Here is a 19,979-nt window from a genome sequence, read left to right on the forward strand (position 1 = left end):
CCGGAACCCTCACCCCCGGCCCCGGAGCCCTCACCCATAACCCCTCTCCCTGGGGGAGAGGGGGACTGGATCGATCTCCCCTCTCCCTCTGGGAGAGGGGCCGGGGGTGAGGGCGGCAACCCCTGCCGCAGCAGGCGATCGCGCAGCATCGCATACAGTTCACCCATGCGTCCGGCGGCCTTTTCGGTCACCTCCACCTGGTTGTTGCCAAACACCGACTTGCGCTCGGTGACCTCCATAAAACCAAAGGTGGCGACGCGATCGGGCAGCTGCGCCAGTGTCACCATGTCGATGGGCGTGTCGATCTGCGTGTCAAAGTCGTAGACCCAAAACTGGTCAAAATTGCACAACATCACATAGCGAGGCCGGTTCGGCACCGCCCGCTGCCAATAGTCAAACGCTTGAGAATAGTGCTTGCTGAGATCGGCCCCCCGCTTTTTCATCTCGATCAGCACGCGGGGCTTCCACACCAGGTCGGCGTAGCCGGTATTGCCCTTTTTACTGCCCTTGGCGATGCGCTCTTCGTAGGTGGCCCCGGCCTCCATTGCCCCCGCATGGCCAAACGCTTGAAAGAACCGATCCAAAAAGGTGTGGGACTCGCTCTTTTCGTCGCCCTTGAGGTGATCGGTGACAAACGTGACAAAGGCGCGGAGACCGTCAGCGGTGGTGGGCATAGGGGCAGAGGTAACAGAAGGGGCGAAGTCTCTTTATTCTTTTCTCAAACCTTAGCGTCTCCATCATCCGAAAGGTGCTCAAGCTCATCTGACAACAAACCTTGAAACGTCTCATCACAATGGCTGTTGAGATGTATGGCTGAGGCTATTAATTCTGCCAAGATATCGGCTTTCTGACTGTCCTTTAATCCAGGCAGTTGGAGCTGATGAATGAGTTCTATCACGCGGCCACATTCATCACCTAGCTCTCGCACCAAGACCCTGAGCGTTGTATCCTGGATTGCCAAATTGCGCGTACCTAACTGCATAGCTATCTCCCTAGTCGCTTCCTGGCTTGCCGAATCCCTTTCTCGAATGCTCTAATCTCTCTTTCCCAATGGTGGATTAATCCCAGATCTGGAAAATCCTTTTGTTGCTCTAGATCAATTTTCTCTAAATGTTCCTGAATCCGTATTTCTAAAGTTCTAATTGTTTTTCGATGGTTGCGCTTCCCCATCGTTCTGCCTGGTGTATCTACTTCGCTTCCATCCAGTTGGGGCCAGCGTGGGCTTCGACCTTGAGGGGCACCTTCAGAGCTACAGCAGATTCCATGGTGGCCAGAATCTTAGGCTCTAGCTCGGCCCACTCGGCGGGGGGCACCTCAAACACCAGTTCGTCGTGCACTTGCAGCAGCAGGTTGGCCTGGTAGTCTTTCAGCAGTTCGTGCAGGCGAATCATGGCGATTTTGATAATGTCGGCGCTGCTGCCCTGGATCGGGGCATTGGCGGCGGCCCGCAGCATACCCGCGTCGTAGCCGTTGGTGCGCAGACTGTCGAGGTCAATGGTGGCGGGGTCGCTGCCTTTGAGCGATCGCAGTTTGCCATCGGTAAAGTTAAAATATCGCCGCCGCCCGCAGATGGTCTGCACATAGCCGTGGGCGATCGCCTCTCGCTGCATCTGTTGCAGATATTCAAAGACTTTGGGGTAGCGATCGTAGTAGCGATCGATGAAAGTCTTGGCATCGGCACGGCTAACCCCGGCCTCGCGGGCAAAGCGCACCGCCCCCATGCCGTAGATAATGCCAAAGTTGATCACCTTGCCCGCCCGACGTTCGTCGGGGGTGATGTCGTCCTTCTCAAACAGCAGTCGGGCGGTGAGGGCATGAACATCGTCGCCAGAGCTGTAGGCCTCGACTAGCACCGGCTCACCGCTGAGGTGGGCGAGAATGCGTAGCTCGATCTGCGAATAATCTGCCGCCACCAGTCGCCAGCCCGACTCGGGCAAAAACGCCGCCCGAATCTTGCGGCTAAAGGCCGTGCGAATGGGGATATTTTGCAGGTTTGGGTTTGACGACGACAGCCGCCCGGTGGCCGTCACCGCCTGGTTAAAGTCGGTATGCACTCGGTGGGTGTCGGGGCGAATCAGCGTCGGCAGGGCATCGACATAGGTCGATTTCAGCTTCGAGAGGGTGCGGTGCTCGACTACCAGATCCACCACGGCGTGGTCACCCTGGAGTTTTTCGAGCGTTGACGCATCGGTAGAATAACCGCCCGACTTGTTTTTGCGCGACTTGCGCTTGTCGAGACCCAGCTTCTCAAAAAACAGCGTGCTCAGCTGCTTGGGAGAACCCATATTAAAGGTTTCTCCAGCGGCTTCGTAGGCAGATTTTTCCAGGCGGGCCAGGTCGGTTTCGAGCTGCTTTGAGAAGGTGGCCAGGTACTCAGCATCCACCCGAATGCCGGTGCTCTCCATCTCGGCCAGCACCGGCTCTAGGGGAATTTCAACATCGGCAAACAGTGTTTTAAGGTCTGGAACCTCATCTAACTCAGCCTGAAGCTTGGGCACCAGCAGGTAGGTGGTGTGCACATCGGCCCCGCAGTAGAGGGCAGCAGCGGCGATCGCCACATCGGCGATGGTCTTGCCCTTGGGCACCAGGTCTTCGTAGCTCTGGGCGACCATATTGAGATAGCGCAGGCTGAGGTCGGTGAGGTTGTGGGTGGCCTCGGGGTTGAGCACATAGCTGGCCAGCATGGTGTCAAACACCACCCCCGCCAGATGAATGCCCTGGTGGCGAAAGACCAGGCGATCGTACTTGGCATTTTGCAGCGCCTTGGGAAATTCGTCGCTTTCAAGCACGGGGCGCAGCGCCTCTAGCACCGTTGCTAACGGCAACATTTCTCCCTCGCTGTGGCCCACCGGAATGTAGGCCATCTGGTCTCGGCCTATGCCCCAGCAGCAGCCGATGCCCACCAGGGTGGCATCCCTCGGCTCCAGCGATGTGGTCTCAGTGTCCCAAGCGACGGGAGCGGCGGAGTTCTTTTGCTCCGAGAGAATGTCGAGCAGTTCGTAGAGTTGGGCCTCGGTGGTGATGATCTGGGGTGCGATCGCCACCTCATCTACCCCCTGGGCACTGTCGGTTTCTTCCGCTGTAAAGAACGCCACATCTGCGCCGCCAGAGTCCCCAAAGCGGCTAGACTCAGCAGGTTTTGGGTCGCTGCCCCCACTCAGCGCCTGGCTGGCCTTCGCCGCCGTTTCTGCCGCCGCCGCGCCGCCAAAGGCCGTTTGCAGCTTGCCCAGACGGTTGACAAAGTTTTGGAACTCCAGCTTTTTGAGCGCCGGAATCACCACATCGGGGTCAAACCCATCGAGCTTGCAGGTGGCCAGGTCGATGGCTAACTCCCCATCGGGAATATCGGTAATAATCTTGGCCATATAGCGCGAGTGGTAGGCCGACTCTTTGCCCTCGATCAGCTTTTTCTGGGTCGCGCCCTTGATATTGTCGATGTCGGCATAGATGGCGTCGAGATTGCCATACTCCGCCAGCAGCTTGGCCGCCGTCTTCGCTCCAATGCCCTTGACACCAGGAATGTTGTCGGACGAGTCGCCGCACAGGGCTTTGTAATCCACCACCTGGTGGGGGTAAATATCAAGCTTGGCCTTAACCTCTTCAATTTTGAATTCCTGAGCCAGGCCGTTTTTCGCGCCTTTGGCAAAGGCGTTGCCCAGGTGCAGCACCGTAATGCACTCGTCGGGGTCGATCAGCTGAAACAGATCTTGGTCGCCGCTGAGAATTTTGACGCAGAATCCTTCAGCCAGCGCTTTGGTGGCTAGGGTGCCGATCACGTCATCGGCTTCAAAGCCGGGAGCCACGTAGATATTCAGCCCAAAGTCGGTGAGCAGCTCGTTGAGATTTTCGACATCCTCGATAAACCCCTCCGGCGCTTCTGGGCGGCCATCCTTATAAGTTGCATCGGCCTCGTGGCGAAAGGTAGGCTGGGCCAGGTCAAAGGCGACGGCGGCGTACTGGGGCTTTTCGACCTCCATCATGTCGAGCAGCGACTTGAGAAAGCCGTAGCACACGCTGGTAGGAATGCCGGTGGAAGTGCGCAAACCGCCGTCGGCATTCTTGGCAAAGGCATAGTAGGAGCGAAAGGCCAGGGAATGGCCATCCACCAGCATCAGGGTGGGCTTATCGGCCTTGGGAGAGGGTGCTGCCACAGCGGATTCTCATCGTCGGGGAATGAGTTCCTATTGTAAGGGGCGGGGCTAGTCTTAACCTCCCAGAGCCGTAACCAGGATGCGGAGTAGGTCTTCTAGATCGGCGGGTACTCGGTAGAGATTGAGGTCTTGGGTGACCTGGCGCGACTGGCGATCGAACTGCCCAAACTGCCAGATATTCCCTGTCGAAATGGCTCCCTGCAAAACCGGCTGGTCTGACTCAATCCATTGATCTAAGGCAATCAGCTCGATCGCCAGTTGTACAAAGCCCCGCTCCAAATCCTCATTTTTGGCCTCGATTACTAAGAAAGCAGTGCCTAAGGCCGTGTCACATTGCAGCAGGTAATCGAGCGATCCCTTGAGCTGATTGCTCACCGCCACGGGATATTCCACATTGAGGGTGGCCTGGGTGTAGTGCAGCACATCGGTTAGCACTGGAGCGATGAGAAATTCTCGCCGGGCCATTTCGCTGGTGAGGCTGAGGCGGGGCAGACTTTCTTCGATGCGGGTTTTGAGATCGTTGAGGCGATTGAGTGGGCCTGGGTAGCGGGGCAGATGCAAAGCCTGGCGCTGAAGCGACACGCCAAAGTAGGCCAAAATATCCTGCGGCGCAAAGTTGAGCTTGAAATAGTCGGCAAAGGTGTATGACTGTTCGGGCTGGATGATGGCAGCTCTGGGCATATCTCAGACCGTTTAGGGATGAAGTTCTAAGCGCGATCTTCTCTAGTGTATCGTTCCACCAACAGGACGATCGCCCTGCCAATCAATGCGATCGCGTATCCATTTGCGTAACGGACAGCCGTGGCTTTGAAGGAATCATTGATACTGACCACAGCCCCTATTCTTTTTGATATTGCGCCCATGCTTAAAATGCCAACTCTAAAGCCGTTAGGTGGTGTCCTAGCGATGGCGCTGATAGCCACTGCACCACCCGCATTTGCCCAGGACAACCCCACCCGCATCGCCTGCGAAACAATGGCCTCGCTGGGCCAGCGGGGGAGTTTAACCTACCTGCTGACGGGCAGCCTGCCGGAGCATACGGCGGCGGACAATCGGCAAAACCCGATGGGCACAGCTTTGACCCTAACGGTACAGTGGCAAGATCAAACGGGTCGGGTGCAAACCCTGCTCAATGCCGCTCCCTTAGAGGACTATGGGCAACTGGCTCCCGATGCTGACTATGCTCAACTGCCCTTTGAGGAGCCTTTTCGCGCTCAGCCCAACAACGCCGATCGCATCTATGGCACACCCGATTCGGTGCATGGTCTCTATATCAGTTTGCGCCCCACCAGCGGAGAGCCCCAGCAGATGCAGACGATCCACTACCTGGCCCCCGGTGAGTACCTGCGCTCCATGGCGGGCACCTGTCAGACGGCGAATGCAGACGTCGATGCGGCGATCGACGAGCAGTTGACGCTGTTAGAAGAACGCCTCCAGGCTCAGGACTGGGCCGCTGCCGATCGCATCACCCGGCTGCTGCTGGCCCCAGGGTCAGCCTCACTGCCACCTTTTGATCCCCTACCCGCTGACCCCGTCTTGCTGCGGCCAGAGCTGATAGAAACCATTGACCAGATGTGGCTGACGGCCAGCAACGGGCGGTTTGGCCTCAGCGTGCAGCGGCGGCTTTGGCAAGAAGCGCTAGCCGATCATCCTAACGATGGGGCCGCGGCGGTCAATGCCTTTCGCGATCGCGTCGGCTGGAAATTAGCGGCTCCTCGCCCTGAGGTTGACTTCATCAGCAGCGACTGGTTAAACGAGGCGGAGCTGACCTACTCGTTGCAGGCTCCGGCGGGGCATCTGCCCTGGGCTGGCGTGTCAGATGACGTGGTGCAGGCGATCGCGGTTCCACCAGCGGGGGTGCATTGTGGAGTCTGTACGGTCGATGCCATGCAGCTGCGCAACGAACGCTTCTATCGATACATTCCGCAACTGATGGCACGGCTGGCGTTGTATCTAGACCTGCCGGTTGCCGAGGTTTCAGAGTAGCAACGCCCTGTTGATCAGTTTTGGCTTAGCTGGTCTCGATCTGCTGAGAAATTGCTTTGATTGTGCGGCGTAACCAGCGATTAGCGGCATCTTGATCGCTCAGCGTGCTCCACAGCATAGAGACCATCCACGGTTTGGTTTGGACTGGCAGCTCAAAGATGGTTAGATCGCAGACCGTTGCCAACCGCAGCGCAATGCGTCGGGGAAGCGCCGCAACTAGATCACTGGATGCGATCGCGAATGGTAAAACCATCATGTGCGGCGTTGTGAAGGCAACTCGGCGCTTTAAGTTTTGCTCATTCAGCGCCTTATCAATGGCACCCGTGGTGTCTCGACGCAGGGTGGTGAGCGCGTGGGGAAGTTGAGCAAAGGTTTCTAAATCCATGGTTCCCTGCCGGACAGCCGGATGACCTCGGCGGACAATGCCCACAAATCGTTCTTCAAAAATGGGTTCCCACTGGGTTTGTCGGGGTGGATTGGGAAAAACACCCAAGGCCAAATCGATTTCTGCTTGTTCTAATAAATCTCCAACGCTGTCCTTCTCAAATCCAATTAGCCGGAGGTTGATGGATGGCGCTTTTTGAAGGCTAAACGCTAGCAGCGGCGGCATCAAAACAAAGCTGGTGTAGTCTGAACTGCCCACCGTAAACGTGCGATCGCTAGCCGATGGGTCAAAGGTTTGGCTGCTATTGACGGCTTGGCGAATCTGTTGCAGTGCGGCCAGAATGTCTGGGGCGATCGCCTGGGCTTTGAGCGTCGGCTGCATCTGTCGCCCTAAGCGCACAAACAATTCATCGTCAAACAAACTCCGCAAACGACTGAGGGCGGCGCTCATGGCAGGCTGGCCAATTTGCAGCTGCTCGGCAGCCTTTGTCACACTGCGCTGCTCTAAAAGAGCTTCAAAGGCAACCAGCAAATTTAAGTCGATCGCCGCCAGATTTATCGATCGCATTGATGCCAAGTATCTGAAATATTGACTTGTCTAATATTTTAGCGATCGTTACTGTAGCAGTGCAGCCAGTTTATTCAGGAAAACTTGATGAGCATGACGCAAAAAATTGCCGTGATTACAGGTAGCCACAAGGGGCTAGGGTATGCGATCGCTCGCCAGCTCGCCCAGCAGGAAACTATTCGGGTTGTGCTGACCAGCCGTCAAGAACGCGATGGTCTAGCAGCGCAACAGCGGCTATCCGCAGACAATATTCAAGTGGATTTTCATCCTTTAGATGTTACCAGCGACGCCAGCGTGCAGCGGTTTACAACCTGGGTGCAGCAGACCTATGGCAGGGTCGATATTTTGGTCAACAATGCGGGTGTCAACCCCACCATGCAGCCCGAAGAAGCTAGCCTGCTCACGGCTCAAATAGAAACGATGCTGACAACGTTGACCACCAATGTTTTAGCCGTAGCTCGCATCACCCAGGCGCTAATGCCCTTGATGAAAGCACAAAACTACGGGCGCATTGTCAACGTATCTACGGAGATGGCTTCCCTCACCGCTATGGGCAGCGATTACTATCCGCTGGCTCCGTCCTATCGCTTATCTAAAGTGGGGCTAAATGGACTAACGGCACTCTGGGCCAAGGAACTCCAGGGCACCAATATTTTGATCAATGCCTACTCTCCGGGCTGGCTGCAAACCGACATGGGTGGCTCTAGTGCACCATTTACAGCCGATGAGGGGGCTGAAACCGCCGTCTTTCTGGCAACGCTGCCAGAGGGTGGTGCCCAGGGCAAGTTTTTTGCAGAAATGCGAAAGTTTGGGGGGCCAGTGGCCCTATCCTGGTAATTTGCCCCATCAAAACGACCAGCCAACGCCAGCAAGAAAACAGGATTAACGACCCCAGCTAAAACACAAAACTTGGCGATCGCCGCACAATAGCTCAGATGGTGACGACTGGCCAAAAGTATCTGCTGAAAAGGTCAGGATAGTTGGCCCTTGCTCAGTCGGCACGTTAGCCCGCAATCGCTAAATTGAGGTGGCCTATCCGTCTAGAAACTCTTCGACTTGACCGCCTTTACATCGTCAACCCTTCTGGGGTAGAAACGCCTCCCTAAATGCTGCTGGGTCGTCTGGCGTAGGAGCGCTGGGGTAGCGTTCCTACCCCAAACCATCGGAACGAGGGAGTCGCTCGCCCTCGTAAAGCTATCTGGTCTATAATTTCGAGGCAGCATAGACCCTTGGCAACAGCTCAGCCCCTGTCACGGTCATCGGCTGTCCACCTATGCAACCGTTCGCCCCGATTAATTAGCTCCGACTCAATGACTTTCCCCCTCTTCCAACCTGCGGACTGTGCGTAAAGCGATCGCCCAAGCCCAGATTGGCCCAGAGGTACGAGCCTTTTTAGCCCTAGCTCTGCCCCTAGCCGGAGCCCAGGTGGCCCAGGCCGCCGTCGGCTTCATTGACACCCTGATGATGGGGCGACTGGGGGCCGAAACGCTGGCGGCAGGGGGGCTAGCAGCACTGTGCTTTCAGTTTCTGCTGGCGGTGGTGGGGGGTGGCGTGATGACGGTAGGGCCGCTGGTGGCCCAGGCCTTTGGCGCGGGAGACAAGGGGCAGATCGCGGCGATCGCCCGTCAAGGCTTCTGGCTGGCCCTCGCCCTCAGCCTGCCCATGATGGCGCTGCTCAGCCAGCTCGATGGAGTGTTGCGGCTCCTGGGGCAGCCGGTGGCAATTACTGAACTCACCGCCCCCTACTTTCAGTGGATTTTGTGGGGTGCCTTCCCGGCCCTGGGCTTTGCCATGCTGCGGGGCTACGCCTCATCGCTGGCCCAGGCCCAGATCGTGATCATCATTGTGCTGATCGGCACGGCATTTAACGTGGCGGGCAACTATGCTCTGGGCTTTGGCAACTGGGGCTTTCCAGCCCTGGGGCTGGGGGGGCTGGGCATTGCCAGCGGGCTGAGCTACTGGCTGATGTTTGGCCTATTTTTGCTGTATGTTTTGCGGCACCCTCAGCTAGGGCAGTATCGGTTTTGGCGCGGCTGGTACCGGGTGCAGCCCCAGTTAATCTGGCGCATGGTGGTGATGGGAGGCGAGCTGGCGATCACCATCGCCCTGGAGTTTAGCCTGTTTGCGGCGGTGACTCTGCTGATGGGGGTGCTCGGCCCCGACATGCTGGCGGCTCACCAGACGGTGTACCAAACCATTTACCTGGTGTTTATGGTGCCGTTGGGCATGTCGTTTGCGGCTACGGCACGGGTGGGCCATGCCCTGGGGCAGCAGGATATGGCGGCGGCGCGGCGGGCGGGGTATGTGGCGATGGCGATCGCCGCCTGTTTCATGGCCATGGCTACCCTGAGCCTGCTTATTTTCCGCCATCAGGTGATTGGCCTCTATCTAGATTTAGACAATCCGGCCAACGCCCCGGTGGTGGCCCTGGCCCTGCCCATGCTGCTGGTCGCTGCCCTGGTGCAGGTGAGCGATGGCGTACAGCGGGTGGCCTCCGGTGCCCTCTACGGCCTACAAGACACCCGCCTACCGATGATTCTCAGTGCCCTCACCTTTTGGGGCGTGGGCGTCACCCTGGGCTATCTGCTGGGGTTTTCCCTGGGGCTGGGGGGGGTGGGCCTGTGGATTGGCCAGTCTACCGGGGTGGCCACCGCCGGGCTGATCTTTATTCTGCGATTTCACCGACTGACGCGATCGCGGCTCCCCAGCCCGCCCTAAGGCCTAGCTTGCGGGGATGGACTCAAGCGGTGTGCGGTGCCGTTTTAGAATAGAAGCCATCCGCCTACCACCTATTCTGGCTGCCCCCTTCCATGCCCTCGCTTACTTACCCCCCCAGCCCCCAGCACGACCAGATCGATACCTACCACGGCGTGGCGGTACCAGACCCCTACCGCTGGCTCGAAGACCCCCAATCGCCCGCCAGCCAGGATTGGATTGCGGCGCAGAATACGGTCACCGATGGCTATCTACAAACGCTGGCGAAGCGAGGGGCAATCAACGATCGCCTCACCCAGATCTGGAACTACGAGCGCTATAGCACCCCCTTCAAACAGGGCGGGCGCTACTTTTACTTCAAAAACGACGGCCTGCAAAACCAGAGCGTGCTCTATACCCTGCCCAGCCTAGAGGCCGAGCCGCGAGTCTTGCTCGACCCCAACATCCTGTCGGCAGATGGCACCGTTTCCCTCAGCGGTATGGCGGTGAGTGAGAACGGGGCCTACCTGGCCTACGGCCTGTCGTCGGGCGGCTCCGACTGGGTCGAGTGGCACGTGCGCAATATCGAGACCGGAGAAGATACCAACGACCGGCTGAAGTGGGTGAAGTTTTCCGGCGCATCCTGGAGCCACGACCACCAGGGTTTTTTTTACAGCCGCTACGACGAACCCGACGAGACTACCAAGCTAGAGGCGGTCAACTATTACCAAAAGCTCTACTACCACCGCCTGGGCACCCCCCAGAGCGACGACCTGCTCATCTACGAACGCCCCGACGAAAAGGAGTGGGGCTTTGACGGCGGCGTCACCGAAGACGGGCGATATCTGATTATCTCAGTGTGGAAGGGCAGCGACCCCAACAATCTGGTGTTTTACAAAGACCTGAGCGACCCAGACAGCTCGGTGGTAGAGCTGATTTCAGAGTTTGAGGCCAGCTACAGCGTGATCGATAACGACGGCACAGTCTTTTGGCTGCGGACGGATCTAGAGGCCCCCAAGGGGCGGCTGATCTCGATCGATATTACCCAGCCCCAGCGCGACCATTGGCAAGAGATCATCCCCGAAGGTGACGACACCCTAGAGAGCGTGGGCCTGTTGAACAATCAGTTTGTCGCCGACTACCTCAAAGATGCCTACACCGCTATCCGCATCTACTCGCTCACCGGGGAGCTGGTGCGAGTGGTAGAGCTGCCCGGCATCGGCTCTGCCGGAGGCTTTGACGGCAAGCGCCACGACACCGAAACCTTCTACAGCTTCACCAGCTTTACGGTGCCCCCCGCCATCTACCGCTACGACATGACAACCGGCGAGAGCACCCTCTACCGCCAGCCCCAGGTTGACTTTGACCCCAGCGCCTACACCACCACCCAGGTGTTCTACGCCAGCAAAGACGGCACGCGCATTCCCATGTTCATCACCCACAAAACTGGGCTGGAGCTGAATGGGCAGAATCCGACCCTGCTCTACGGCTACGGGGGCTTTAGCATTTCGCTGACGCCGTCGTTTTCGGTCAGCAACCTGGTGTGGATGGAGATGGGCGGGGTCTATGCAGTGCCCAACCTGCGCGGCGGCGGCGAGTACGGCGAAGAGTGGCACCTGGCCGGTACCAAGCTCAACAAGCAGAATGTATTCGACGACTTTATTGCGGCGGCAGAGTGGTTGATCGCCGCGGGCTATACCTCGGCGGAGAAGCTGGCGATCGCCGGGGGCAGCAACGGCGGTCTGCTGGTGGGGGCCTGCATGACCCAGCGCCCCGATCTGTTTGCGGCGGCGCTGCCCGCCGTGGGGGTGATGGACATGCTGCGGTTCAACCAGTTCACCATTGGCTGGGCCTGGGAGTCAGACTACGGCTCGCCCCAAAACGAGGACGAGTTTAAGGTGCTCTACGGCTATTCGCCCCTGCACAACCTGAAACCGGGGACGGCCTACCCAGCGACGCTGATCACCACAGCCGACCACGACGATCGCGTCGTACCGGCCCACAGCTTTAAGTTTGCGGCAGCGCTGCAAGCCGCCCACGGGGGCGACGCTCCGGTGCTCATTCGCATTGAGACGAAGGCGGGCCACGGCGCGGGCAAACCCACGGCCAAGGTGATCGAAGAGGTGGCCGATAAGTGGTCGTTTTTGGCGGCAAATTTGGGCGTAGATTTGGGTTCGAGTCTATGCTAGGCCTAGCGATTCACACCTGTGGCCCCGACCTGGGGCTGGCCCTGGGCGACCTTGACGGTGAGACCCGGCACCAAACCTGGCCCCTAAATCGCGAACTATCGACCCATCTGCACGGCCTTTTGATCGAGTTTATCGCTCCCGATCGCTGGCAAGATTTGTCGTTTTTGGCGGTGGCCCAGGGGCCGGGGGGCTTCACCGGCACCCGCATTGGGGTGGTGACGGCCCGCACCCTGGCGCAGCAGCTTGAGATTCCTCTGTTTGGGGTGTCGAGTCTGGCGGCGGTGGCCCAGCAGAGCATTGCCGATCGCCCTAAGGGTGATCTATCGGGCGATCGCGCTCACGATATTGCCGTAGAGATGCAGGCCCAGCGAGGTCAACTCTATACCGCCATCTATAGACCCATCGCTGGGGGCCTGGCGGTGGTGCGGCCCGACCAGGTGCATACCCCCGCCGACTGGGAGGCCATCTTGGCCGCACACCCTCACCCGCTCGATCGCGCCAGAGCAGGAGATGACCTAGCGACAACGGTAGCGCAAGTGCTTGAGCTGGCCAGTCAGCGCTGGCAGGCGGGCGATCGCCCCCCATGGTCGACGGTGGTGCCCTACTACGGTCAGCACCCGGTTGACCGGTAGAGAGGCTGCTACCGATTAACCAATGGCCCCCTTTATACTGAAGCCGGAATTTTGATGCCGCTGAGAATGCCTTCGGTCTGGGCCATGTGGAGCATGAGGTCAACCACGCGCATCGAGTAGCCCCACTCGTTGTCGTACCAGGTGACCACCTTAAAAAAGGTCTCATTTAGGCCCATGCCCGCCCCAGCATCGAAGATGCTAGATCGCGGGTCGGTGATGAAGTCGCTAGAGACCACGGCATCTTCGGTATAGCCCAAAATGCCTTTCATCGGGCCAGAGGCAGCGGCTTTGACCGCAGCGCAGATGGCCTCGTAGCTGGTGGCCTGCTCGGTTCTAAACGTCAGGTCAACCACCGACACGTTGGGGGTGGGCACCCGAAAGGCCATGCCGGTGAGCTTGCCCTTGAGGTCAGGCAGCACCAGGGTCACCGCCTTAGCCGCCCCGGTGGAGGAGGGAATGATGTTTTGACCCGCGCCGCGACCACCACGGAAGTCTTTTTTGGAGGGGCCGTCGACGGTGGGCTGGGTGGCCGTGACAGAATGCACCGTGGTCATCAACCCCTCGGCCAGGCCAAAGGTATCGTGAATGACCTTGGTGACAGGGGCCAAACAGTTGGTGGTGCAGCTGGCGTTGGAGACAATGATGTCGTTGGCCGGGTCAAAGGTGTCGTGGTTGACGCCGACCACCATGGTGTGGACGCGATCGGGGTCTTTGGTCGGGGCAGAGAGAATGACCCGCTTGGCCCCAGCGGCAACGTGCTGGTGGGCGGTGTCAAAGGTGGTAAAAAGACCCGTAGACTCCACCACATAGTCGGCCCCAAGGTCGCCCCAGGGCAGCTCTGTGGGGTTGCGCACCGCCATAGTGGGAATCTTTTTGCCGTTGACGATGATGCCGTCGTCCACTGCTTCCACAGTGCCATCAAATCGACCGTGGGTAGAGTCGTATTTGAGCAGGTAGGCCAGATTTTCGGCGGGCACTAGGTCGTTGATGCCGACAAATTCAAGGTTGGGGTTTTTGATGCCGCCGCGCAGTACTAGGCGACCAATGCGGCCAAAGCCGTTGATACCAACTTTGAGAGTGGTCATGGTGAGAATTCCTTTGCGGAGGTTTACCGTTCGGTGAGTCAGCCCCTTCCCGCCCTGGGAGCGGGTGTAGACGTGAACATCACGTTAAAAACCCATGGCTTCTTGACAAACGATCGCTGATGCCCATGCCTACAGAAGGCATGCTAAAGGTATTTTTTCTACGGCAGAGAGATCTACGCTTTTATTTCAGAGTTCGTGTTTTGAGGCTAGAGCACTAGACTGTAAGTGGTGCTACTGCCTGGTTTTTACCTGAATCTCTGATCTAGGAGGGCACGCTGTGTTTACCGGCTTTGATCTAGTTGTAATACTCTTGGTTTTCTTTGCCTTTTTCTACGCTACGGGCAAGAGCCAAGAGTCAGAGCTCACCCTAGAGCCGCTGACTCTGCTAGTGGTGGCGATTGTGGCGGGCATGGTGGCGATGTCGGTGCTGGGCAGCTAGTTCAGCCGCTGAGCCGATCTCACCTAAAGAAGTCCTGTTTGCAAACACGAACTCTGCCCGTGGGGTCGGTCGCGGGGAGATACAGCGTCAGTGCTCCGTTGAGATACTCATCAAACCGGCGATGCAGGCTAGAGAAATATAGCCAGCGGGCGCAGGAAGTCGGCGAGGCGGTTGTAGGCGACTTGAATGTTGTCGCCCTCTAGCACCACTTCTTCGGTGGGGTAGTTTTGCAACACCTCTAGCAGCGTGACCTGCTTGTCGTCGCTGGCGGAGAGCACCAGGGCCGATCGCAGCGCCTGCCGGTCGGCGGCGCCACTGCCGGTGTGAATGGATTCGCCTAGGTAGTCGAGCACCCACTCGCCAGGGCGACTGTTGAGCGATCGATCGAGCAGCACAGGGTCAGCAGGGAGGGGGCGGGTGAGCAGCGATCGCAGCTCGTCTGGGTTTTGCCCCGCTTGGTTGAGCAACCCCCCGAGCACCCCTGACGCTGCGCCGGTTTCGGCCAGCGCGGCCAAGAGCGCCACCGGCACGCGGCGGCTAAAGCCTCGATAGTTGAGCCGCACCCAGTCGGCGGCTAGGGCAGGCGTTGAAGCGAAGATGCTCAGCCCTAGGGCCACCAAAACCGCTGCTAAAGTTCGCTTTTTCATACCCTCTACCTAGCTGACTGATAGACCCGACTCATGAGAGGACGGGGCGCAGACAAAAATGTTGCCCCAGCCATGTTGTCCCAGTACAGATCTGCTGCCCAATGCCGCTCATATCAGTGTCTAGGGCCAGTATAGCGATCGCCCTAGCGCCCGCCCTCCACCCCTGGGCTAACTACCCAAAATCAGCAGCCCCAGCATAGTGGCGCTGTTCCAGGCGCTGTGGAGCAGCATGGGGGCCAGCAGGTTGCGCGATCGCGTATACACAAACCCCAGCGCCGCCCCCAGCAGCGTCAGGGGCAGCACCTCTGACAGACTCAGGTGAGCGGCGGCAAAAATAAAGGCGCTGAGGGCGATCGCCCAGCCCACCGACATATACCGGGTCAAAGACGGCAGCAAAAACCCCCGAAAGAGCACTTCTTCAAAGATGGGGGCGGCCAGGGCAGCGGTGACAAAAAACACCAGCAGCGCCACGCCATCCTGCTCTTCGAGCACCGTTTGCAGCAGGGGGTTGCTGCCCCCCTGGCCCTGCCAGATCTGCTGATTGATCAGCGCCACCCCAAACATCATCGGCAGGGCCACAAAGTAGCCCCCCAGCCCCCACAGCACAGCCGACCGCGAGGGCGCAATCTGAAACATATCCTTGGGCACTGGCCGATAGGGGCGAATCGACCACCACAGCACCCCCAGAGAGCCTGCCGCCATCAGCCCGTAGTAAACCAGCGAAAAAATCGCCTTCCCCCGGCTGCCGAGGGCGGCCCCATTCACCCCCAACCCTCCCAGCACCAGGGGCAGCAAAATTTGCCCCACAAAGAAAAAGCCCAAAATCAGCACCTGCCAGATTGTCTCGCCCGACCAGGGAATCTCCCACCCGCGATCGGCGTTTTGACGCAGCAGCGACTGGCTACCCCGCAGCACCCGCTGGGCCACCAGCCAGATGATTAGCCCGACCCCGACAACGGTACCCAGGGCGGGCAGAGCCCCCACCAGAGACAGCTTGACCAGCTTCGCTTGGGCCGTCGACTGCTCTAGGGCCTGGAGCTGGGCGCGATTCCCGTAGGGATCGCCCTGCGAATCGCTCCCACGGCCCTGGCGCAGATAGACCTGCTCTAGGGCGCGATACTCAAACCAGCCGTCGAGGGCGTCTCGCAGCCAGTCGGTATCGGCCTGAGTGAGGGGGGCCTCTTGCCACAGGCGGATCAGCGTATCGGCGGTGCGCAGGTCGGGGGCTAGGGCCGTGTCGCTGGTGCTCACCTGGGTCCAGCGGGCGATCGCCGCCTCGGGCTGCCCCTGGTAGGCCTCCATCAGCCCCAGCCGCAAATCGAGCTTGTGAATCAGCTGCTCTTGCTGGGTGAGAGCGTTTTGCACCCGCCGGGCCAGGGGCTTAGCGGCGTTGGCCTCGTCGGCCAGAGACACCGAGGCCTCGGGTTGGTAGCGGGCAATGCTCTCTAGGGCTGTCTTACGCACCTCTTCGTACTGCTTTTGGGCCGTGGCCACTGGCTCTTTACCCAGCAGCCCCTCGCGCAGAGTCGGCCACTGCTCGGGGGGTAGACCTTCGCCCTTCCAGGCGCTGCCCTCAAGCAGCAGATCGGTCTGGTAGAGCTGGAGCTGACTGGCTACCTGGGGCTCATTCCAGCTGCTCAGCAGCGATTGCACCAGCACCAGACCCACCAGGGCCGTCACAACGATCAAAAACAGACGCTTGAGCGAGAGCCAGGGCTGGGTCGAGGCGGGTTCAGAGGTCATAGCAAGGGAAAATAGGGCCGCAGCAAGGCTCGCTGCTGTCCTATCTAGTCTAAGGGCCGGGGGCCTCGTTGTCGTTGGAGCGCCGGGCTGCGGTTTCTAAACAAATTTCGGGGCCAATCAGATCCGAGAGCTTTTCGACCCCGTAGAGCAGCATGGCGATGCGCTCTAGGCCCAGCCCCCAGGCCACGGTAGATTTGTCGCCACAGCCCAGGGGCTCTAGCATCTCCTGGCGAAACAGGCCCGAGTTGCCCACCTCGATGTAGCGATCGCTGGGCAGATGGTAGGCAAACACCTCTAGGGATGGCTCGGTGTAGGGGTTGTAGGTGGGCTTAAACTTGAGATCTTTGAACCCCAGGTGCTCGTAGAAGTAGGTGAGGTAGCCCATCAGGGTGCGCACGCTGAGCAGCTCTCCCACCACTACCCCCTCGATCTGGTGAAACTCGGCCAGGTGAGTGCGATCGATAGTCTCATTGCGAAACACGCGATCGATCGAGAAATACTTGCCATCTTGCCCCTGGAGCTGGTGCAGACGGCGGGCAGTAGAGGTGGTGGTGTGAGCCCGCAGAATGGCACGACTTGCCTCGGCCTCGGTCCACTGGCCGCCGTAGCTAGCCTCATGCACCTGCTTCACCCGCTGCACTAGGGCGGCGTCTTTTGGCAGGGGCAGGGTCTGGGGATGGGCCAGGTAAAAGGTATCCTGCACCTCCCGGGCCGGGTGGTCTTGGGGGGTAAACAGGGCGTCAAAGTTCCAAAAGGCCGACTCCACCAGGTAGCCCGACATTTCGTCAAAGCCCATGGTGAGAAAAATATCGCGAATGCGCTGAATGCACTGGGTGAGAATGGTGGGCCGCCCGTAGGCCACATCGGGCACGTCAGCGTGAATGTCGTAGGGCTTGAAGTCGACCTGACGCCACTGACCCGAGAGAATCAGCTCACTGCTCAGCGCCGTCACCACATCGCCCAAGTCGAGCGCCTGGAGCGATGGCAGCACCGTCAGGCTGTAGTCTGACTCAACTTGGCTGGCAATATAGCCCTGCTGGTGCAGCCACTCCAGCGAAGACGAGGCGCTGTCATCGAGGGTCTGGCTGGCCGCGCTGCCCCCACCGGTCGAGCCGTGAATTGCCGCAAACACCGCCTGCCGCTGCCGGTAGGCCCCCAGCACCGACGATTTCAATACCTTGACTTCCCCTTCGCCGTCGCCATCGACCAGATCCACCGCCTGCTCCCGGCGCAGCGCCCCGTAGTTGAGGCTAAAGGCAGGGCCCAGCTCGGTCTGGAGAGTGGCGCGATCGCATACCCCATGCAGCAGCCGGTCTGCCAGGGCAAACCCCGGCAGCACTCCGTCCAGGCTTTCTCCCTTGGCCGTCAACACCCAGGTTTGCTGGCGGTGCTCCTGCCACTGCACATAGCCATCCAGCGCCCCACTGCGCAAAAAGCCGTTGATAAAGTTGATGTCAAAGCCGGCCTGGGCACAGAGCGATCGCAGGCTATCTACCCGCTGCTGGCGCTGCAACAGTTCTACAAACTGCCGCTGTTTACCGTTGAGCTGAAGCAGGTCGAGCATGGCCAAACCCCAAAAATTTTTCCTAGCCTACCAATCTTCCACCATTCCCAAGGGTGAGGATTGATGAAAAGATAGACACCAGCCGGTAGCGATCTCTCCAACCATTCCAGCAACCACCCCAGTCATCACCCCCAAGATATTCCCTATGGCCGCAGCACCCACCCCCGCCACCGATGACTCCCCTGCTCCAGTTTTACCCGCTGGCCCTGGGTTTGGTCTCACCTTTCTCTACTACTTTTCGGGCACTGCCGTGGTGACGGCCCTGCTGGCGGTCAAAACCCTGGGCGTCGGCCTAGATACCGGCTTACCTAACCTCTACGGCACCGTCCTGGGCACCGTTGGTGGGGTGCTCGGTGCCCTGGTCAATCGCAGTGCCACCCTGACAGTGCCTTTTAGCAGCCGCAAAACATTCAAACGTGAGCTCGATGCGGCCCTGTCCGACATGGGCTATACCGAAGATACTGCCGCCAACCTCGACGGCATTTTGGTCTACCGTCGCCCCTTTGTGCGCCAGCTGCTCTCTGGCCGAGTCTACGTTTTAATCGATCACAAACAGGCTCAGATCGGCACCCGCGTCATTCACATGGGGGGTATCAAGAAGCGCCTGACCGCCAGCGGCATCCGCTAGAAATTACGCCAAACTCCCTCGTCCCCCCTACAACCCCATGCCTCGCAAGCAAAAATACCCCCACCTGCTGGGCTCAAAATGGACGGCCCACCAAAAAACCGAAGGTTGGCGACATTTTCAGGTGGCCAACCGCAAAGCAGAAGGGGGCTGGGTGTTTGCCGAGCTGGTGGCCTCCTGTGACCCTACGGTGCGGCTGTGGGTCAACGCCAAACAGCTCAAAAATCGAGCGCTCTGGCAGCCTGGCTGGCAGCCCCTGAATACCTTGATCCCCGACGTTGAAGACGAAGAATACTGGTTAAACTAGGGGAAAGATATTTGCAGGCGTGAGTTTCTCAACCGAGAGGGCAGGAAGCCCGCAAACGCGTTAAAGTCAGTATCAAGCAAGGTTGGCCAAAGGACAGCAGCTATGTGGCATATTGTTTACATCATTGCGTTTGCGGTTTTGGCCATTATGGCGATCGCGAACCTGGTTAGAAACTTGATTGTGCTGGGCGGTAGTGCTCGCAACCCTCAACGCCCCGCCAACTATGGCAGTGGGCAGCGCCCTACCCAAACCGGCTCTACCTTGTCATCGACAGGGCGATCGGTGCCCCACCCTGAGCTGCTTGACCAAGACGGCCAAGTCATTCGAGAGCCGCTGTTGGTGATGCGTTCGATCTCAGTAAAAGATGCCCGAGAGCAGCTTGACGCCCTCTACAATGGCACCGACGACGACGATGGCGACCTCGATTAGCAGGTTTTCGCCTATCTCAACCAGCAGGCTAGCAAGTTTTTAGTTGGATAGTTTTTATACCTGCCTGTGATCTGCTGCCTCACTGCCTGCTAAAGAGCCTTCGCTAAGAATTAATCTGCCCCAACGGCTGATCTGGGGACTAGGCAACCCTAGTTTTCAGCTCGGTTAAGATTCTGACCTCAACGCCCTGCACCTCTACGTAGCTGGTGCCCTCTGCCTGAAGGGCAAGCTCGACTAGCTGATCGAGCATGGTCAGCGTGTTGATGCTGCCGCTCAAAACTACTGCCGCACCCCGCTGTCGCACTGAGATCTGCGCTACGGCCGATCGCCCCAAGGCACCGTAGAAGCTGCTCTGGATGCGCTTAGCTAGCCCGTAGTAGTCGTACTCGCCATCTAGGCCAACCCGCTCCGGCGGAATCGAAGAAAGACTGGCACTGACCTGGCTTAGATAATCGGGCTTGGCATAGCAAACCCCTTGAACAGTGTGGCCTGCCGCCACCAATGATTGCCCGATTTTAGCCATTTGAGCTGTACCC

Annotated in this window: 20 protein-coding genes; 9 read left to right on the top strand and 11 right to left on the bottom strand. The window is 58.9% G+C overall.

Annotated elements, in window-relative coordinates; all coding sequences use genetic code 11:
- The 5 genes from AC0QKW_RS08895 to AC0QKW_RS08915 all read right to left on the bottom strand — a co-directional run.
- On the bottom strand, positions 1-674 hold a 674-nt coding region (locus AC0QKW_RS08895), incomplete at its 3' end, for a type IIL restriction-modification enzyme MmeI (protein ID WP_473150707.1).
- 44 nt (positions 675-718) lie between these two features.
- Positions 719-982, bottom strand: a complete 264-nt coding sequence (locus tag AC0QKW_RS08900; protein ID WP_473150708.1) for a hypothetical protein — start codon at positions 980-982, stop codon at positions 719-721.
- Between the two features lie 2 nt (positions 983-984).
- Positions 985-1,170 carry a hypothetical protein gene (locus AC0QKW_RS08905; RefSeq protein WP_473150709.1) on the bottom strand — a complete coding sequence of 62 codons (186 nt, stop codon included), beginning with the start codon at positions 1,168-1,170 and terminating at the stop codon, positions 985-987.
- A 17-nt stretch (positions 1,171-1,187) separates the two neighbouring features.
- Complete coding sequence (gene polA / locus AC0QKW_RS08910; protein WP_473150768.1) at positions 1,188-4,112, bottom strand: DNA polymerase I; 2,925 nt, start codon at positions 4,110-4,112, stop codon at positions 1,188-1,190.
- A gap of 93 nt (positions 4,113-4,205) precedes the next feature.
- Positions 4,206-4,832, bottom strand: coding sequence for a hypothetical protein (locus AC0QKW_RS08915; RefSeq protein WP_473150710.1), 627 nt, complete (start codon positions 4,830-4,832; stop codon positions 4,206-4,208).
- Between the two features lie 225 nt (positions 4,833-5,057).
- On the opposite strand from AC0QKW_RS08915, the gene AC0QKW_RS08920 reads away from it, so the two are divergent.
- Entirely contained in the window at positions 5,058-6,137 is a 1,080-nt protein-coding gene (locus AC0QKW_RS08920; RefSeq protein WP_473150711.1) for a GUN4 domain-containing protein, read from the top strand.
- Between the two features lie 25 nt (positions 6,138-6,162).
- Here AC0QKW_RS08920 and AC0QKW_RS08925 read toward each other — a convergent pair whose 3' ends face one another.
- Positions 6,163-7,089, bottom strand: a complete 927-nt coding sequence (locus AC0QKW_RS08925) for a LysR family transcriptional regulator (RefSeq protein ID WP_473150712.1) — start codon at positions 7,087-7,089, stop codon at positions 6,163-6,165.
- An 87-nt stretch (positions 7,090-7,176) separates the two neighbouring features.
- Between AC0QKW_RS08925 and AC0QKW_RS08930 the strand changes: the two genes are divergently transcribed.
- From AC0QKW_RS08930 to tsaB, 4 genes are all read left to right on the top strand, one after another.
- Positions 7,177-7,926, top strand: coding sequence for an SDR family oxidoreductase (locus AC0QKW_RS08930; RefSeq protein WP_473150713.1), 750 nt, complete (start codon positions 7,177-7,179; stop codon positions 7,924-7,926).
- 504 nt (positions 7,927-8,430) lie between these two features.
- Positions 8,431-9,807, top strand: a complete 1,377-nt coding sequence (locus AC0QKW_RS08935) for an MATE family efflux transporter (RefSeq protein ID WP_473150714.1) — start codon at positions 8,431-8,433, stop codon at positions 9,805-9,807.
- A gap of 92 nt (positions 9,808-9,899) precedes the next feature.
- Positions 9,900-11,972, top strand: coding sequence for a prolyl oligopeptidase family serine peptidase (locus AC0QKW_RS08940; protein ID WP_473150715.1), 2,073 nt, complete (start codon positions 9,900-9,902; stop codon positions 11,970-11,972).
- Entirely contained in the window at positions 11,966-12,604 is a 639-nt protein-coding gene (tsaB, locus tag AC0QKW_RS08945) for a tRNA (adenosine(37)-N6)-threonylcarbamoyltransferase complex dimerization subunit type 1 TsaB (RefSeq protein WP_473150716.1), read from the top strand. Before AC0QKW_RS08940 ends, tsaB begins: the two co-directional genes overlap by 7 nt.
- Positions 12,605-12,636: 32 nt before the next feature.
- Here the strand turns inward: tsaB and gap are convergent, their stop codons facing one another.
- Positions 12,637-13,689 carry a type I glyceraldehyde-3-phosphate dehydrogenase gene (gene gap, locus AC0QKW_RS08950; RefSeq protein WP_473150717.1) on the bottom strand — a complete coding sequence of 351 codons (1,053 nt, stop codon included), beginning with the start codon at positions 13,687-13,689 and terminating at the stop codon, positions 12,637-12,639.
- 277 nt (positions 13,690-13,966) lie between these two features.
- On the opposite strand from gap, the gene AC0QKW_RS08955 reads away from it, so the two are divergent.
- Positions 13,967-14,128, top strand: coding sequence for a hypothetical protein (locus tag AC0QKW_RS08955; protein ID WP_473150718.1), 162 nt, complete (start codon positions 13,967-13,969; stop codon positions 14,126-14,128).
- A 128-nt stretch (positions 14,129-14,256) separates the two neighbouring features.
- On the opposite strand, the gene AC0QKW_RS08960 is transcribed toward AC0QKW_RS08955, so the two are convergent.
- The 3 genes from AC0QKW_RS08960 to pheS all read right to left on the bottom strand — a co-directional run bounded on the left by AC0QKW_RS08960 (position 14,257) and on the right by pheS (position 18,082).
- A complete protein-coding gene (locus AC0QKW_RS08960) occupies positions 14,257-14,775 on the bottom strand; it encodes an alpha/beta hydrolase (protein WP_473150719.1) in 519 nt (172 codons plus the stop codon).
- A gap of 168 nt (positions 14,776-14,943) precedes the next feature.
- Positions 14,944-16,518, bottom strand: a complete 1,575-nt coding sequence (locus AC0QKW_RS08965) for a lysostaphin resistance A-like protein (RefSeq protein WP_473150720.1) — start codon at positions 16,516-16,518, stop codon at positions 14,944-14,946.
- A 49-nt stretch (positions 16,519-16,567) separates the two neighbouring features.
- Positions 16,568-18,082, bottom strand: a complete 1,515-nt coding sequence (gene pheS, locus AC0QKW_RS08970; protein ID WP_473150721.1) for a phenylalanine--tRNA ligase subunit alpha — start codon at positions 18,080-18,082, stop codon at positions 16,568-16,570.
- A gap of 145 nt (positions 18,083-18,227) precedes the next feature.
- Here pheS and AC0QKW_RS08975 point away from each other — a divergent pair, with 145 nt between their 5' ends.
- From AC0QKW_RS08975 to AC0QKW_RS08985, 3 genes are all read left to right on the top strand, one after another.
- The gene (locus AC0QKW_RS08975; protein ID WP_473150722.1) at positions 18,228-18,710 is read left to right on the top strand and encodes a hypothetical protein; all 483 of its coding nucleotides are present in this window, start codon (positions 18,228-18,230) and stop codon (positions 18,708-18,710) included.
- A 37-nt stretch (positions 18,711-18,747) separates the two neighbouring features.
- Complete coding sequence (locus tag AC0QKW_RS08980) at positions 18,748-19,014, top strand: TIGR02450 family Trp-rich protein (protein ID WP_473150723.1); 267 nt, start codon at positions 18,748-18,750, stop codon at positions 19,012-19,014.
- Between the two features lie 102 nt (positions 19,015-19,116).
- On the top strand, positions 19,117-19,443 hold the full coding sequence (locus tag AC0QKW_RS08985; RefSeq protein WP_473150724.1) for a DUF2973 domain-containing protein: 327 nt from the start codon (positions 19,117-19,119) through the stop codon (positions 19,441-19,443).
- 139 nt (positions 19,444-19,582) lie between these two features.
- Here the strand turns inward: AC0QKW_RS08985 and AC0QKW_RS08990 are convergent, their stop codons facing one another.
- On the bottom strand, positions 19,583-19,966 hold the full coding sequence (locus AC0QKW_RS08990) for a phospholipid-binding protein (RefSeq protein ID WP_473150725.1): 384 nt from the start codon (positions 19,964-19,966) through the stop codon (positions 19,583-19,585).
- Between the last annotated feature and the right edge of the window lie 13 nt (positions 19,967-19,979).

This window comes from Pseudanabaena sp. PCC 9330, from assembly GCF_055795045.1.

What these genes read in the sequence shown, in the direction of transcription:
- pheS (WP_473150721.1), bottom strand. Translation starts at nt 18,082, where the DNA reads ATGCTCGACCTGCTTCAGCTCAACGGTAAACAGCGGCAGTTTGTAGAA.
- AC0QKW_RS08975 (WP_473150722.1), top strand. Translation starts at nt 18,228, where the DNA reads ATGGCCGCAGCACCCACCCCCGCCACCGATGACTCCCCTGCTCCAGTT.
- AC0QKW_RS08990 (WP_473150725.1), bottom strand. Translation starts at nt 19,966, where the DNA reads ATGGCTAAAATCGGGCAATCATTGGTGGCGGCAGGCCACACTGTTCAA.
- tsaB (WP_473150716.1), top strand. Translation starts at nt 11,966, where the DNA reads ATGCTAGGCCTAGCGATTCACACCTGTGGCCCCGACCTGGGGCTGGCC.
- AC0QKW_RS08940 (WP_473150715.1), top strand. Translation starts at nt 9,900, where the DNA reads ATGCCCTCGCTTACTTACCCCCCCAGCCCCCAGCACGACCAGATCGAT.
- AC0QKW_RS08930 (WP_473150713.1), top strand. Translation starts at nt 7,177, where the DNA reads ATGAGCATGACGCAAAAAATTGCCGTGATTACAGGTAGCCACAAGGGG.
- AC0QKW_RS08925 (WP_473150712.1), bottom strand. Translation starts at nt 7,089, where the DNA reads ATGCGATCGATAAATCTGGCGGCGATCGACTTAAATTTGCTGGTTGCC.
- gap (WP_473150717.1), bottom strand. Translation starts at nt 13,689, where the DNA reads ATGACCACTCTCAAAGTTGGTATCAACGGCTTTGGCCGCATTGGTCGC.
- polA (WP_473150768.1), bottom strand. Translation starts at nt 4,112, where the DNA reads ATGCTGGTGGATGGCCATTCCCTGGCCTTTCGCTCCTACTATGCCTTT.
- AC0QKW_RS08920 (WP_473150711.1), top strand. Translation starts at nt 5,058, where the DNA reads ATGGCGCTGATAGCCACTGCACCACCCGCATTTGCCCAGGACAACCCC.
- AC0QKW_RS08965 (WP_473150720.1), bottom strand. Translation starts at nt 16,518, where the DNA reads ATGACCTCTGAACCCGCCTCGACCCAGCCCTGGCTCTCGCTCAAGCGT.
- AC0QKW_RS08905 (WP_473150709.1), bottom strand. Translation starts at nt 1,170, where the DNA reads ATGGGGAAGCGCAACCATCGAAAAACAATTAGAACTTTAGAAATACGG.
- AC0QKW_RS08900 (WP_473150708.1), bottom strand. Translation starts at nt 982, where the DNA reads ATGCAGTTAGGTACGCGCAATTTGGCAATCCAGGATACAACGCTCAGG.
- AC0QKW_RS08985 (WP_473150724.1), top strand. Translation starts at nt 19,117, where the DNA reads ATGTGGCATATTGTTTACATCATTGCGTTTGCGGTTTTGGCCATTATG.
- AC0QKW_RS08915 (WP_473150710.1), bottom strand. Translation starts at nt 4,832, where the DNA reads ATGCCCAGAGCTGCCATCATCCAGCCCGAACAGTCATACACCTTTGCC.
- AC0QKW_RS08960 (WP_473150719.1), bottom strand. Translation starts at nt 14,775, where the DNA reads ATGAAAAAGCGAACTTTAGCAGCGGTTTTGGTGGCCCTAGGGCTGAGC.
- AC0QKW_RS08980 (WP_473150723.1), top strand. Translation starts at nt 18,748, where the DNA reads ATGCCTCGCAAGCAAAAATACCCCCACCTGCTGGGCTCAAAATGGACG.